At 58.9% G+C, this 12,891-nt stretch carries 15 protein-coding genes; 9 read left to right on the top strand and 6 right to left on the bottom strand.

The window, feature by feature from the left end; genetic code table 11:
* The first annotated feature begins 179 nt into the window (after positions 1-179).
* Entirely contained in the window at positions 180-542 is a 363-nt protein-coding gene (locus H7993_RS05085) for a hypothetical protein (protein WP_163007596.1), read from the top strand.
* Positions 543-623: 81 nt separating this feature from the next.
* Positions 624-1,136 carry a DUF2255 family protein gene (locus H7993_RS05080; protein ID WP_122478708.1) on the top strand — a complete coding sequence of 171 codons (513 nt, stop codon included), beginning with the start codon at positions 624-626 and terminating at the stop codon, positions 1,134-1,136.
* A 74-nt stretch (positions 1,137-1,210) separates the two neighbouring features.
* Here H7993_RS05080 and H7993_RS05075 read toward each other — a convergent pair whose 3' ends face one another.
* Positions 1,211-2,305: an NADH:flavin oxidoreductase/NADH oxidase gene (locus H7993_RS05075; protein WP_185793679.1), complete on the bottom strand. Its 1,095-nt coding sequence runs from the start codon at positions 2,303-2,305 to the stop codon at positions 1,211-1,213.
* Positions 2,306-2,638: 333 nt separating this feature from the next.
* Here H7993_RS05075 and H7993_RS05070 point away from each other — a divergent pair, with 333 nt between their 5' ends.
* Entirely contained in the window at positions 2,639-3,691 is a 1,053-nt protein-coding gene (locus H7993_RS05070; RefSeq protein ID WP_185793678.1) for an aldo/keto reductase, read from the top strand.
* 60 nt (positions 3,692-3,751) lie between these two features.
* Here the strand turns inward: H7993_RS05070 and H7993_RS05065 are convergent, their stop codons facing one another.
* A complete protein-coding gene (locus tag H7993_RS05065; protein ID WP_240998817.1) occupies positions 3,752-4,636 on the bottom strand; it encodes an AraC family transcriptional regulator in 885 nt (294 codons plus the stop codon).
* A 595-nt stretch (positions 4,637-5,231) separates the two neighbouring features.
* Positions 5,232-6,191, bottom strand: coding sequence for a transcriptional regulator FtrA (gene ftrA / locus H7993_RS05060; protein ID WP_185793677.1), 960 nt, complete (start codon positions 6,189-6,191; stop codon positions 5,232-5,234).
* Between the two features lie 95 nt (positions 6,192-6,286).
* On the opposite strand from ftrA, the gene H7993_RS05055 reads away from it, so the two are divergent.
* The 3 genes from H7993_RS05055 to H7993_RS05045 all read left to right on the top strand — a co-directional run bounded on the left by H7993_RS05055 (position 6,287) and on the right by H7993_RS05045 (position 8,111).
* Entirely contained in the window at positions 6,287-6,724 is a 438-nt protein-coding gene (locus H7993_RS05055) for a rhodanese-like domain-containing protein (RefSeq protein ID WP_185793676.1), read from the top strand.
* Complete coding sequence (locus H7993_RS05050; RefSeq protein ID WP_185793675.1) at positions 6,718-6,927, top strand: hypothetical protein; 210 nt, start codon at positions 6,718-6,720, stop codon at positions 6,925-6,927. Before H7993_RS05055 ends, H7993_RS05050 begins: the two co-directional genes overlap by 7 nt.
* A gap of 215 nt (positions 6,928-7,142) precedes the next feature.
* Positions 7,143-8,111: an XdhC family protein gene (locus tag H7993_RS05045; protein WP_185793674.1), complete on the top strand. Its 969-nt coding sequence runs from the start codon at positions 7,143-7,145 to the stop codon at positions 8,109-8,111.
* Between the two features lie 139 nt (positions 8,112-8,250).
* Here H7993_RS05045 and H7993_RS05040 read toward each other — a convergent pair whose 3' ends face one another.
* The 3 genes from H7993_RS05040 to H7993_RS05030 form a co-directional block, all read right to left on the bottom strand.
* Positions 8,251-8,547 carry a HigA family addiction module antitoxin gene (locus tag H7993_RS05040; RefSeq protein WP_185793673.1) on the bottom strand — a complete coding sequence of 99 codons (297 nt, stop codon included), beginning with the start codon at positions 8,545-8,547 and terminating at the stop codon, positions 8,251-8,253.
* A gap of 8 nt (positions 8,548-8,555) precedes the next feature.
* Entirely contained in the window at positions 8,556-8,858 is a 303-nt protein-coding gene (locus H7993_RS05035) for a type II toxin-antitoxin system RelE/ParE family toxin (protein ID WP_185793672.1), read from the bottom strand.
* A gap of 200 nt (positions 8,859-9,058) precedes the next feature.
* Positions 9,059-9,922 (bottom strand): MBL fold metallo-hydrolase, encoded by an 864-nt coding sequence (locus H7993_RS05030; RefSeq protein ID WP_185793671.1) that lies wholly within the window; start codon positions 9,920-9,922, stop codon positions 9,059-9,061.
* 92 nt (positions 9,923-10,014) lie between these two features.
* Between H7993_RS05030 and H7993_RS05025 the strand changes: the two genes are divergently transcribed.
* The 3 genes from H7993_RS05025 (at position 10,015) to H7993_RS05015 (ending at position 12,817) form a co-directional block, all read left to right on the top strand.
* A complete protein-coding gene (locus tag H7993_RS05025; protein WP_122478691.1) occupies positions 10,015-10,344 on the top strand; it encodes an ArsR/SmtB family transcription factor in 330 nt (109 codons plus the stop codon).
* A 105-nt stretch (positions 10,345-10,449) separates the two neighbouring features.
* Positions 10,450-12,015 (top strand): bifunctional protein tyrosine phosphatase family protein/NAD(P)/FAD-dependent oxidoreductase, encoded by a 1,566-nt coding sequence (locus tag H7993_RS05020; RefSeq protein ID WP_185793670.1) that lies wholly within the window; start codon positions 10,450-10,452, stop codon positions 12,013-12,015.
* A gap of 4 nt (positions 12,016-12,019) precedes the next feature.
* Positions 12,020-12,817: a sulfite exporter TauE/SafE family protein gene (locus tag H7993_RS05015; protein WP_185793669.1), complete on the top strand. Its 798-nt coding sequence runs from the start codon at positions 12,020-12,022 to the stop codon at positions 12,815-12,817.
* Positions 12,818-12,891: the final 74 nt, after the last annotated feature.

The following is a 12,891-nucleotide window of genomic DNA, read 5'->3' as shown; positions in this document are numbered from 1 at the left end:
ACGTTGATCGCTGAATCAGGCAGCAGGATAGACCGAAATATTCAGTAATACATGGCTACATGGGTTTTCCGTTAGCTCCAAATCGTCAGATCATGCAAGTAGTCGCTCTGATCAGGCACTTCTGGGTTAGGGGAGATCTGCATACTGGTCTCACTCCCATCTGCGTCAGTGGCCCCCCTATGAGCTCCCTGAGTGATTTGGCTGCATCGGCTCCATTCGTGCAATCAGTAGACTTTATCGTTCCGTCGGACTGTTTGTCGGGGCTGGTTGGCGCGCTCGCTGAGCGCATAGAGCTTCATAGCCGCGCTTATCCGGGTTTTCTGGCGGGGTGTCTGCATTTCAGCGGTCAAGCGGGGCACCAGGTCGGGGAGGTGCAGATGCAGCTCAAGTGGAACTCCACTGCTGACGCCCGGTTGGCGCTGCAGTCGCCACGTGCAAATGAGCCGGATCTATTTCAGATTGCGCTCAAGCACCGCACCAGGAGCATCGTCTTCAGAACGTATCAGCTGGCAGCAGAGGTGAGGTTTCCGGCCACGCGCTAACGCACCACCGCTCGCGCGATGCCCATGTCGGTATCCGGAGCTCGCAAGCGTCCATCATGTTTAGTTAACAGGAGTTTGATCATGAACAAGTCGCTATCCAAAACAAGCGTCGCAGTCGTTTTTCTGGCTGTGCTTGGATGTGCACCCAATGCGTTTGCGGCGGAGCCCGTCACGCGCTTGCAGCAGGCGGCCAGTCAACCTGCGCCGGGTGTTCAGCATCCGGCCTGGAAGGCGGACGAGTTGCAACGGATCATCAAGGCAGACGACCTCAAGGTATCACCGTTTCGGGAGGATGGCGTAACGTACGGGACCCCCACCTGGATCTGGTGCGTAGAAGTCGACGGCAAACTCTATGTGCGTGCCTATTCCGGAACATCATCGTCTTGGTACAACGCGGCGGTGAGGGAAAAAGCAGGGCGCATCATTGCCGCAGGCATGACGCGTGAGGTGACGTTTGCCCCAGAGCAAGGCTCTGTCAATCAGAGAATCGATGAGGCCTACTCGCAGAAATACAGTAGCAGCCCTTATCTGCAAGGCATCATCGGTGAGCAGGCACGGAGCGCAACCGTGGTGATTACGCCCAAGGCACAATGAAATGGCGTCCGGTTCATTGCCGCCGTTGAACAAAAAAGCCTGATACCCGCGGTATCAGGGCTTTTCGTTGGCATTCAGGCCGACCAGTTCTGCAGCCAGAAAGCATAGGGCGTGGGCAGCACCGCTTCGGGCTTGTCTATCCCCAGTTCCTGAGCGGCGTGGAACACCCAGTGGGGATTGTCCAATAGCGTACGGGCAAAGAACACCAAGTCCAGTTTGTCCTCACGGACGAAAGCGTCGGCCTCTTTCGGGTCTGTGATCATCCAGCTCGTCGCAACCGGCAGCCCTGTTTCCAGTCGCACGCGTTCAGCGAACGGGACCATGAAGTTAGGGCCCCAAGGTACTGGGTCATTGGCGCTGGTGAGGGCCAGGCCTACGTCGACCAGGTCCAGCCCGGCTTCTTTTGCCCACTTCAATAGCTGCAGGGATTCGGAGAAAGACCGGTTGGTGTTTTCGCCGAACTCGGTCACGCCCAGGCGCATGGTCAGTGGCAGATGCTCCGGCCATACTTCCCGCACTGCCTCCAGGGTCTCCAGAAGGAACCGGGCACGGTTTTCCAATGAACCGCCGTATTGATCTTCGCGGACGTTAGATTGTGGCGACAAAAATGTTTGCCCGAGAAATCCGTGCGCGAAATGAAGCTCAAGCCACTCGAAGCCAGCTTGTAGAGCACGGCTGGCGGCGTCAACGAAGTCCTGTTGGGTTATCAGAATTTGCTCTGCGGTCATTTCGACCGGCACATAGTCCGATCCAGGCACATAGGGCAAAGGGCTTGGGCCAACAGGTGTCCAGGCGCGTGGGTCGGACCGTTCCAGAGGCGCACCGCCTTCCCATGGCGGCGTGCAGCCTGCTTTGCGACCAGCATGCCCGATCTGTATGCCAGGGACGCTGCCGGCGGCCTTGATGGACGCGGCCACGGCTGCGAAACCTGCCACGTGCTCGCTGCTCCACAAACCCGCATCGCCCGGCGTGATTCGACCTTCGGGGGCGACGGCGGTGGCTTCGACGATTACCAGCCCGGCACCCCCGCGTGCCAGCATGGTGTAGTGGGCTTGGTGCCATTCATTGAGTATTCCATCCTGCGCCTGGTACTGGCACATGGGCGAGGCGACGATACGGTTACGCAGCGTGATGCCTTTGACGGCGAGAGGATCAAAAAGAGAGGCCATGACTGAGGCTCCAGAAAAGTGGTAGCCCACGTTAAAAGCAAACGTGGAACCAGGGTTGCCCTATCCATGGTCATGATTGCCTAAAATGATTTTTTACCGCCCCGGGGATGCTCTGCGCGTGCTGCTCCCTTCAAGCAACGCAGTACGAGTCATCAGTATGGGCAATCATCGGCTTTGATCCGGCAACCCTCGCCAGCGCTGCGAATGGACACTGAGGGTGGGATCTGACGCCGTCAGCGCGATTGCTCGCGGCTACTTCAGGTTGTCCTCGAAAACCGGCGCCCTCTCGTCGCATGAATAGCGATGGCGGCGGCCTCAATGGAGCAGGATCACATGAACTATCGAACGCTGGGTCATTCCGGACTGTCCGTATCCAGCCTCATTCTGGGCACCATGGGTTTTGGTACAGAAACAAATGAGAAAGAGGCATTTGCCATACTGGATGCGTATCTCGATGCCGGTGGCAATACCCTGGATACGTCCGACGTCTATGGTAAAGGTGCTTCCGAAGAGCTGATCGGTCGATGGAGAAAGAGCCGGACCGGCGACATTGCCGACCGCACGATCATTGCCACCAAGGCTCGCTTCGGCAACGGGCCGGATGCCAACGATGTTGGATTGTCACGCCGCCACCTGCAGCGTTCACTCGACAAATCACTCGCCCGACTGGGTACGCAAAGCATCGATCTGTACCAGCTGCATGGCTGGGATCCACTTACACCTGTCGAGGAAACCTTGTCTTTTCTGGATGCAGCCCTCCGCGCAGGCAAGATCCATTACGTGGGCGTATCCAACTTCACCGGTTGGCAACTACAGCTTTTCATCTCCACCGCCAAAGCCATGGGCGTGCCCGTACCTGTGACGATGCAGCAGCAGTACAGCCTGGCCTACCGTGAACTCGAATACGAGATCATTCCGGCCGCCATCCACAACGACGTGGGCCTGCTTCCTTGGTCGCCATTGGCCGCAGGATTCTTGACGGGCAAATACGTACGCCATAGTGAATCCGGGGCTGGCGGCCGGCTGACTTCCGATAACCCCATGAATCAGTATATAGCCAGGCATCTGCATGTGAGCGAGCAGAAGTGGGCGACTCTCGAAGTGGTCAAGGACATCGCCCGACAACTCGGCGCTACACCCAGCCAGGTGGCGCTCAGCTGGCTGGGCTATCAGCCTTCGGTGACCGCCCCCGTCATCGGTGCACGCACGATCGAGCAGTTGCGGGACAACCTCGGGGCAGTGGATGTCGTGCTCGATGCCGCAGCACTGCAATGCCTCGGCGACGCCAGCGCTCCAACCCCCGATGATTACCCGTATGGGCGTTTTGGCATGCTGCAGCGTGAGCGCTATGTCGACTCAAGCGAGCAGGCGTTGCGCGAACTGTAAGGCCGCAGGAGTAGCAGAAGTCCGTGCCGGAGAAGATAAGCCGGCGCGGACATGGCGGGCTTACTGCACCCGCATGCGCTTGATATCGCGCTGCGGCGGATGACCGAACAGGCGGCTGTATTCGCGGCTGAACTGTGAAGAGCTTTCATAACCTACCAAACCACCGGCACTGCTGGCGTCGATGTTCTCGCTGTACATCAAGTGGCGCGCAGCCTGCAGACGTAACTGCTTCTGATACTGCAACGGGCTCATCCCCGTGACGGTGCGAAAGTGCTGACGAAACGTGGACGGGCTCATGTGGGCTGTTGCAGCCAAGTCATCCATGCGCAGTGCCTGGGTGTAATGAAGCTTGAGCCAGGCCACTGCCTTGGCGATATTCTGGCTCGGCGACCCAGCGCTGACAACATGCAGAATGTGCGGACCATGGGCACCATTCATCAGTCTGATGATGATTTCTTCCTTGATCAGCGGGGCCAGGGACTTGAGCAGCTCGGGTTGATCGAACAGTGCTATCAAACGCTCTAGTGCCTCCAGAACACCACTGTCCAGTTCATTCACGGACAAGGGCTTGAACGCCTCGTCCTTGAGCCGCTGTGACAACTGAAGCCGCTCGGCAATTTCCACGACCAAAGCGTTCTCGAAAGTCAACATCATGCCCAGAAAAGGCTGTGCAACGCTTGCCTGGATGACATTGGAAATCACCGGCATATCGATGCTGGTGACCATCGACTGCCCGGGCGAATAAGTCATCAGTTCATCACCGACGATCACCTGCTTGCGCCCTTGCACGGTCAGGCCGATGCCAAGGCCGTAGATGCAGTGCAATGGCATGGTCAGTTTGTGACGGCGGTGCAGTGTCAGGCCGGCTACGGGCGTTTCGTGATCACCGTCGCTGCGCGCCCATCGGCTCAAGGCCTGGGCCAGCCTGCGGGTATCGTTGGCCACGAGCGGGGCGGCATTGCCGGAAGAACTGTTGCGCGGGTTGACCGCATCGCTACTGTGTTCAAGGCGAGCCACAAGCTCTTCCTCCATGCTTCGTCTGGAAAGATGCGCAAGAAAGCGCCAGGGCGCCCCAGCCAGTGTAGGTGTTTCAAAAGCGTCTTGGGGATCAGGCCAGAGGTGCGCTTGCAGGCTGTGCACGCTGCTCGATCGGCTTTCACCGAAGGTCAGTATCGCAGACGCAATCGGCGGGTAAATTGCCTGAATAAACGACTTTGTTGCCTATTCCAAGGGTAGGTAGAGAGAGCAAAGCCATAGGTAGCAAGGTGTTACGAAGCTCAAACCGTGCGCCGGTAGGTAGCATGCGCGGCCTTGCAGCTCGACACTCTAAGCATCTGTGAGTGCACAGTAGCTATTGAGCGGTGAGACCATCGTCCTCTGAAAGACTAGTACCAACGACAAAGCTGGATGCAGGGCTGCACAGCCGCAATACAGTAGCCGCCAATTCTTCGGATTGACCCTGCGGAGATGATGGGCGCGCATGTTTAGAAAGCTGTGATTACCTTTCAGGATCGCCGCCAAAGCGCATGGGTGAGCTGATTCAACGCTGGCCAAAACCGTCTCGATAGAGCGATGGCGCAAGCCCGACTGCCTTGCGAAAGGCCACCCTGAAGCTTTCCGCCGAGGCAAATCCGCATCGCTCGGCGATTTGCTCGGTATTGAGAACTGTGCTCTCAAGCAGCGAGCGAGCCTGAGTCATGCGTGCATGTTGCAGCCAGCCTTTGGGTGTCATGCCCGTTGCCTCACTGAAGCGACGCAGGAACGTTCGGTCGCTCATCAATGCTTTGGCGGCCATCTCGGGAATTGTCAGCGATTCACTCAGATGCTCGCGCGCCCAGTCCAGCACCGGGGCCAGATCATGCCTGGATGCCCTGGCGACCGGAGCGGGAATGAACTGAGCCTGGCCTCCGGAACGCAGCGGCGCCATGACCAGGCGTCTGGCTACCGTATTCGAGGTATGGGCGCCGAAGTCCCGCTCGACCAGATGCAGGCAAGCGTCAATACCGGCAGCACTGCCTGCTGAGGTGATGACCTGCCCGCTGTCGACGTAGAGTACGGCTGAATCCACTTCTATGGCCGGGAAACGGGTTGCAAGCTCGTCGCAGTAGCGCCAATGAGTCGTCGCGCGCTTCCCGTCAAGGAGCCCGGCAGCTGCCAGCACGAAAACGCCGGAGCAGATAGACAACAGCCGCGCTCCGCGTGCATGCGCCTTGCAAAGTACATCCAGCAACGCCTGGGGTGGAGGTTCATCGCGATTTCGCCATCCGGGGATGATGATAGTGCCCGCCTCGCCAAGCGCTTCATGGCCCGCATCTGCGGTAACTGCAATGCCGCCCAGCGCGCGCATTGGGCCTTGGTCTACCGCGACTACGCAGTGTCGATACCAGGCGAAGTCGAACTCCGGCCGTGGGAGCGCGAAGATCTCGATGGCAATGCCGAATTCAAACGTACAAAGCCCGTCGTAAGCCAAAATGGCTACCAAACCAGGAAACTCATTCATTTGGCGGAAAATTCCCACTGGCTGTCGAGTTGGCCACTGTAGCGCACTCATCGAAGCGCCTAAAGTGACCAAACTCAATTCTGCGAGGAACGACGATGACCAGCTTGATCAGCCAAATCCCACCCGCCAGTGCCGACGAAGCCGTTGCCCATTTCAGTAACCGCTTGCGCTTTGAAACCGACTGTTCCGACGTCCACTACAGCCAGCAGAACGGCCAGGTCGACTACGTATTGGTTGATGTGCGCGGTACCGCTGCCTTCGCCAATGGCCACGTTCCAGGCGCCGTCAATCTACCTACAAAAACCATCACCACCGAGCGCCTGGCCGAGTTTCCTGCCGATAGCCTGTTTGTCGTCTACTGTGCCGGCCCTCACTGTAACGGTGTGCACCGGGCAGCTGCACGAATAGCTCAGCTCGGTTATGCGGTGAAGGAAATGATCGGTGGTGTCACCGGCTGGCTCGATGAAGGCCTTAGCCTCTCGAATACCGACATTGTGCAGAGCACCTCCACTTCGATCTCCTGCGCGTGCTGACCTCAGGCTCGGCAGTTCGCGCAGCCGCTGCGACCGATGTCCCTGTACTGATCGAACTGATGCGCGCTTTGGCAGCATTCGAAGACTACCTGGATGATTTCAGAGTAGATGAGCAAAGCCTGCTGGCGCGCGCCTTTGGGCGCGAGGTGGTCGGCGAACTTCGCCACTATCACCGGATGAGTGTGTCATCCATCCTCATCTGATCGTCAGGTCAGTACCTTCCGGGTTCGCGGCAATGATTGCCCGGTTCGACGAGCTCGCAGCATCGCGCTTGGTTTAGCCTCGAGGTCGCAAGAAATAGGCAATAACCCGCGCGGATCGGGCAACTTTGGAAAGTCGCTCCAACACATACTGAATCGGGTATTCGCAGCCCACCTCATCGCTCGGGTTTCTGCAAACACAGTGGACCGTAAGCCCCATGAACAACCTTGACCTCCAAGTAGTCCAGCAAGGGCAGCAGTGGCTTGAACAGGGGCAGTGCGTGTGGCTTTGCACTGTTCTTTCTACGTTTGGCTCTGCGCCACGGGGGCCAGGGGCAATGCTGGTTGCGCTGGCCAGTGGAAGTTTTTGCGGGTCCCTTTCAGGCGGTTGTGTCGAGGACGACTTCCTCGAGCGTCTTGCGCGTGACGAGTTCGGGCCCGACAACCAAATCGTTCGATATGGCGAAGGAGGTCTGGCGCCTTCAATGGAGCTGCCGTGTGGAGGCGTCCTTGACGTACTCGTTGAGCAGTTCGGCCCCGGCTGTCAGTCACTCGAGCACTTTTCCTCGATGTTGCACGCGCTGCAAGGCCAGCAACGGATCATCCGTAACGTTTCTCTGGTCAGCGACGACCGTGCACTCGACACCTCTTCTGCGCAGGGTCAAACCGTCGAAGTATTCGACCAGCAGGTCGCCATTCGCATTGGCGCAGCACGGCGGTTATTGATAGCGGGGCTGTCGCCTGTGGCAGAATTTTGCGCAAGTTTCGCCGTGTCATTGGGCTATGAAGTCATTGTCTGTGATCAGCGCACCGAGCTGCTCCACAGGTTTCACGTGGAAGGGGTGAAAGTCATCGAGCAACTACCCGCGGTCTTCATCGCCAAGGGTGGCTGCCACGCGGGCACCGCCGTTGTCGCGCTCACCCACGACCCACGCCTGGATGATCTGACGTTACTTGAAGCGGTGCGAACGCCCGCGTTCTATATCGGCGCCATGGGCTCACGACGTACCAGTGAAAAGCGCCTTGAACGCGTTCGCCGCATCGGCGCTCTGGACGATCGGGCAATTAGCCGTATCAGCGCACCGGTAGGCTTGAGCCTGGGAAGCAAGACACCGGCGGAGATTGCCCTGGCTGTAATGGCTGACATCGTTCGTGTGAGTAATGGGATCTCCCGGGACTCGCTCTGAGCCATTATCCCTGCCGTGCAGCGACTGATGATCCCCGAGCGTTTGCAGGCGAGTGGGTCAGGAGTTTTCAGCGGCGCAACAGGAGCGCCAGAGCCTGCGCCTGTCTGAAGCCCGCCCTTGGCGGGCATCTGGATTCATTTCAAGCAACCAGGCGCTGTACCGCTGCAATCGCATCTCCATGCTCCAGCTCTGCCTTGCGTAACTCGTACGCTGTTTGCAGGTTGAGCCAGAACTCTGCAGTGGTATCCAGGCAGACGGCCAAGCGCAAGGCCATGTCAGCCGATACGCCACCACGCTTAAGCAGAATGTTATTCACGGTCGGCGTAGATACGCCTAAAGCACGGGCCAGAGCAGCGGCACTGAAGCCCATTTCGTGCTGGAAATCCTCGCGAAGAATCTCGCCGGGATGTATGGGACGCATGCCATTCTTGAACATGATGCACCTCAGTGATAGTCGACAATCTCAACGTGTTCAGGGCCGTTCTGGGTCCATATGAAGCATACCCGCCACTGCATGTTGATGCTGATGCTGATGCTGATGCTGATGCTGATGCTATGCTGGCCGGCTCTGTCACCTTCCAAGGTGTGAAGCCGGTTTCCGGGCGGTGAGCGCAAGTCTCGAAGCTTCTTCGCAGCATGCAGTGCGGCCAGTTTACGCTCCGCGACTGACTTGATGTCTGCCCAGCGCCTTGTCCTGCCGGTGGTGAAAAGTGCTTCCGTATCGGCGCATGCAAAGCTTCGAATCATGGATTGAACGCTTAACGTTATTCGTTAAGAGCAAGCATACGCCTTTCAAAGCCGTATTCAACTCATTGTTGAACTGGGTGTACGGCACTCATTCGAGCAACTATTTCGAGATGGGTCTCGGCGATACTTTCTAGCGAGGTGGCGATGAAACAGCTCCGCTCATGCTCACTGAGGCCATTACCTAACCACGACAAACGCTCTCAAAACCTGTTCAAAGGAATCTTCAAGCTGCACAACCCGCTTTCATCGGCAGGGGGCAGATTCCCGGCGCGGATATTCACCTGGATCGCCGGCAGCAACAGCGCCGGGACCGACAGGCTGACATCGCGGGCTGTGCGCATGCGTACGAACGATTCAAGATCGGACGCGTCACCGACATGAATGTTGTTCGCGCGCTGCTCGGCAACGGTGGTGATCCAGGACGCTTCCCTGTCGACAGGAGGATAGTCGTGGCACATGAACAGTGTGGTCTGGGGGGGTAGGCTCAACAGCCGTTTGATCGAGCCATACATCTGTACGGCGTCCCCGCCGGGGAAATCGCATCGGGCAGTGCCGACATCCGGCATGAACAGCGTATCGCCGACGAAGACCTGTGTATCCCCAACTCGATAGGCGACGTCCGCAGGCGTATGGCCAGGCACGTGCAGAACCTGCACCGGTATGTTGCCGACGTGGAAGATCTCATCCGCTTCGAACAGCGTGTCGAACTGAGAGCCATCCAGCAGGAAGTCGGGTTCGAGGTTGTAGATATCCCGAAACGCGCCCTGCACGACGGTGATCTGCGCACCGATGCCGATCTTGCCGCCTAGCTTGGCTTTGAGGTAAGCGCTGGCCGAGAGGTGATCGGCATGGGCATGTGTTTCAAGCAGCCACTGCACCTGCAACCCATGGCTGTCCACGAAGGCGATGATGCGGTCCGCGTTATCGGTGCGGATTCGCCCGGCTTTGGCATCGTAATCCAGCACCGGATCCACGATTGCACATGCCCCCCCTGACGCTTCGAAAATGACATAGCTCACCGTCGAGGTGGCGGTGTCGTAGAAACCTTCTATCTGGGCAGTCATCGGGCAACCTCTTCGATTCACGTCATTACACTATATTGAAACATATACTATTCAATCGTAGACTGTCGACCGGTCAACCATCGGGGCTTTCCATGACTGCTCAATTGTCCACCGAAGAAATCGGTCTGTTGCGCGATTCCGCGTCCAAGGCGTGTGCCTTGCTCAAGGCCTTGGCGAACGAAGACCGTCTGTTGCTGCTGTGCCAATTGACCCAGGGCGAGCGAAACGTAGGGGAATTGGAGGCACTGTCCGGGATCAGGCAGCCGACGTTGTCACAGCAGTTGGGTGTGCTGCGCGACGAAGGAATGGTCAACACCCGCAGAATGGGCAAGTACATCTACTACTCGTTGGCCAGCTTCGAGGTGGTCTCGCTGATGCAGACCTTGTCGGGACTTTACTGTGGCCAGGCGCTGAAGAAGTAAGCCTCTGCATGATCCGTTGCTCGTCGCTGGGCCATCGCACCTCGCGTGGCTCGGCCGGGGCGCGGTGTTGGAACTCTCACACGGTGGCTATGCCCGGGGTTTGTAATGGAGCAAGTGATAAAGCGAATAGACGCATCGTTCTCGGTGGCGGGCCAACTCGATCCGCAGGACGTGCCTGAGGTGCGAGATCAAGGGTTCGCCAGCCTGATCTGCAATCGCCCTGACGATGAAGGTGGGGCTGAGCAACCCAGCCACCTGGCCATGCACCGAGCGGCTGTCGCGTCGGGGCTGGAGTTCCGATATCTACCGGTGGCGAGCTCCGGTGCTACGGCAGCCCAGGCTCAAGCGCTGAACGCGCTTCTGGAGCAGTTGCCCAAGCCGGTGCTTGCCTACTGCCGTACCGGCAATCGGTCCGCCAAGCTGTACGAGGCGGCAACCAAAGGCAGCCCCCTGACCCGGCAGTACGATGTAGTGGTCATGGGCGCAGGCTCTGCCGGTATCACCGTTGCGGCCGGTCTGCTCAAGCGAGATTCGTCTTTGCGCGTTGCGATCGTCGAACCTGGCACCGAACATTACTATCAGCCCGCCTGGACGCTCGTGGGCGGGGGCGCTTACCCCATCGATGCCACCGTCCGCCCCATGCAAAGCGTCATTCCCCAAGGTGCATGCTGGATCAAGGCGTCGGTATCGGCCTTCGCCCCAGACCGCAAGCTGGTGTTGCTCAGCGACGGCAGCGAGCTGGCCTACCAGCAACTCATCGTCTGCCCGGGTCTGCAACTTGCCTGGGAAGAAATCCAAGGGCTTGAAGACACCCTCGGCAAGCATGGCGTGACGTCGAACTACCGTCACGACCTGGCCCCCTATACCTGGGAACTGGTGCGCTCGTTGCGCAGCGGGAAGGTCTTGTTCAGCCAGCCTCCCATGCCGATCAAATGCGCGGGCGCGCCGCAGAAGGCGATGTACCTGTCCTGTGATCACTGGCGCAAGGAGGGCGTGCTGCAGTCGATTTCGGTCGAGTTCAACCTGGCAGCTCCCGTGCTGTTCGGGGTTGCCACGTTCGTCGCCCCGCTGATGAAGTATGTCGAAGCCTACGGCGCGAAACTCGCCTTCCAGTCCAATCTGGTCAGGGTCGATGGCCCGAGCAAGACCGCATGGTTCGATGTGACAGACACGGCCGGAAACGTGACGCGCGTGGAAAAACGCTTCGATGTACTGCACGTCGTGCCACCGCAGCAAGCGCCGGATGTGATTCGCCGCAGCGAGCTCGCCGACAAGGCCGGATGGTTGGAGGTCGATCCAGCCACGTTGCAGCACCCGCGCTACCCTGAAATATTTGCCCTGGGGGATGTCTGCGGCACCAGCAACGCCAAAACCGCAGCGGCTGCGCGCAAGCAGGCAGTCGTGGTCGCAGACAACCTCATCGCACTGCGCAAAGGCCGTCAGCTGCCTCGACGTTATGACGGCTACGGTTCGTGTCCGCTCACCGTCGAGAACGGCAAGGTCATATTGGCCGAGTTTGGCTATGGCGGAAAATTGCTACCTACGTTCCCGATGGATCCGACCATCGCGCGCAGGTCGGCCTGGTTCCTAAAGGCACGATTGCTGCCATGGTTCTATTGGAACGGCATGCTCAAGGGGCGTGAGTGGCTCACCGCCTGCTCTTCGAAGTGACCTGATGCTGACATTCATATTGGGGGCCTGTGTCGGTCTGGTGCTGGGGCTCACCGGGGCAGGTGGTGGCATTCTGGCGATTCCGGCCCTGACCCTTGGATTGGGTTGGTCGATTACCCAAGCCACGCCCATCGCGTTGCTCGCGGTTGGCAGTGCTGCCTTGATCGGCGCGATGCAGGGACTGCGCCAAGGCCTGGTACGCTACAAGGCCGCAGCCACGATGGCAGCCGCCGGATGGGTGGTGGCTCCTGTGGGCATTTACGTGGCCGCACGGGTGCCCGGTACAGCATTGATGGCAGTGTTCGCCGTGGTCATGCTGATTGTGGCGTGTCGAATGTACCTGCAGGCCAGACGCGACGACGAGGCCCGAGGCGCACTGCAGCGCAACTGTATGCTCGATCCTGCCACGGGCCGACTCGACTGGAATGCCCGCTGCCTGGCGACGCTGGCATCGATTGGCGCGACTTCGGGGTTCCTGACCGGCTTGCTGGGAGTCGGGGGAGGGTTTTTCATCGTTCCCGCCTTTCGAACGTTCAGCGACGTGCGCATGCATGGCGTCGTGGCCACTTCACTGATGGTGGTTGCACTGGTGTCACTGGGTACCTTGGGCCATCTGTTCAGCCAGGGTATGAAGTTTTCCTCGGCAGGCGCCGTGTTCACCGTATCGGCACTGGTCGGCATGATTGGCGGCCGCCTTGTGGCGCCGACCCTACCTGCACGGCTCTTGCAGCAGATGTTCTCTGTGCTCTGTGTTTGCGTAAGCCTGCTGATGCTGGGCAAGATTTTCTTTCGCATTGGTTGAGCGGTCAATACAGGGAATGCAGCAGCGGTGTCCAAGTGGATGCCCCTTGAGTGCACATGGGCGAGTGCATATAT

Source organism: Pseudomonas baltica (assembly GCF_014235765.1).
GTDB classification, from domain to species: Bacteria; Pseudomonadota; Gammaproteobacteria; order Pseudomonadales; family Pseudomonadaceae; genus Aquipseudomonas; species Aquipseudomonas baltica.
This window is presented reverse-complemented; position numbering and strand designations above follow the sequence as displayed.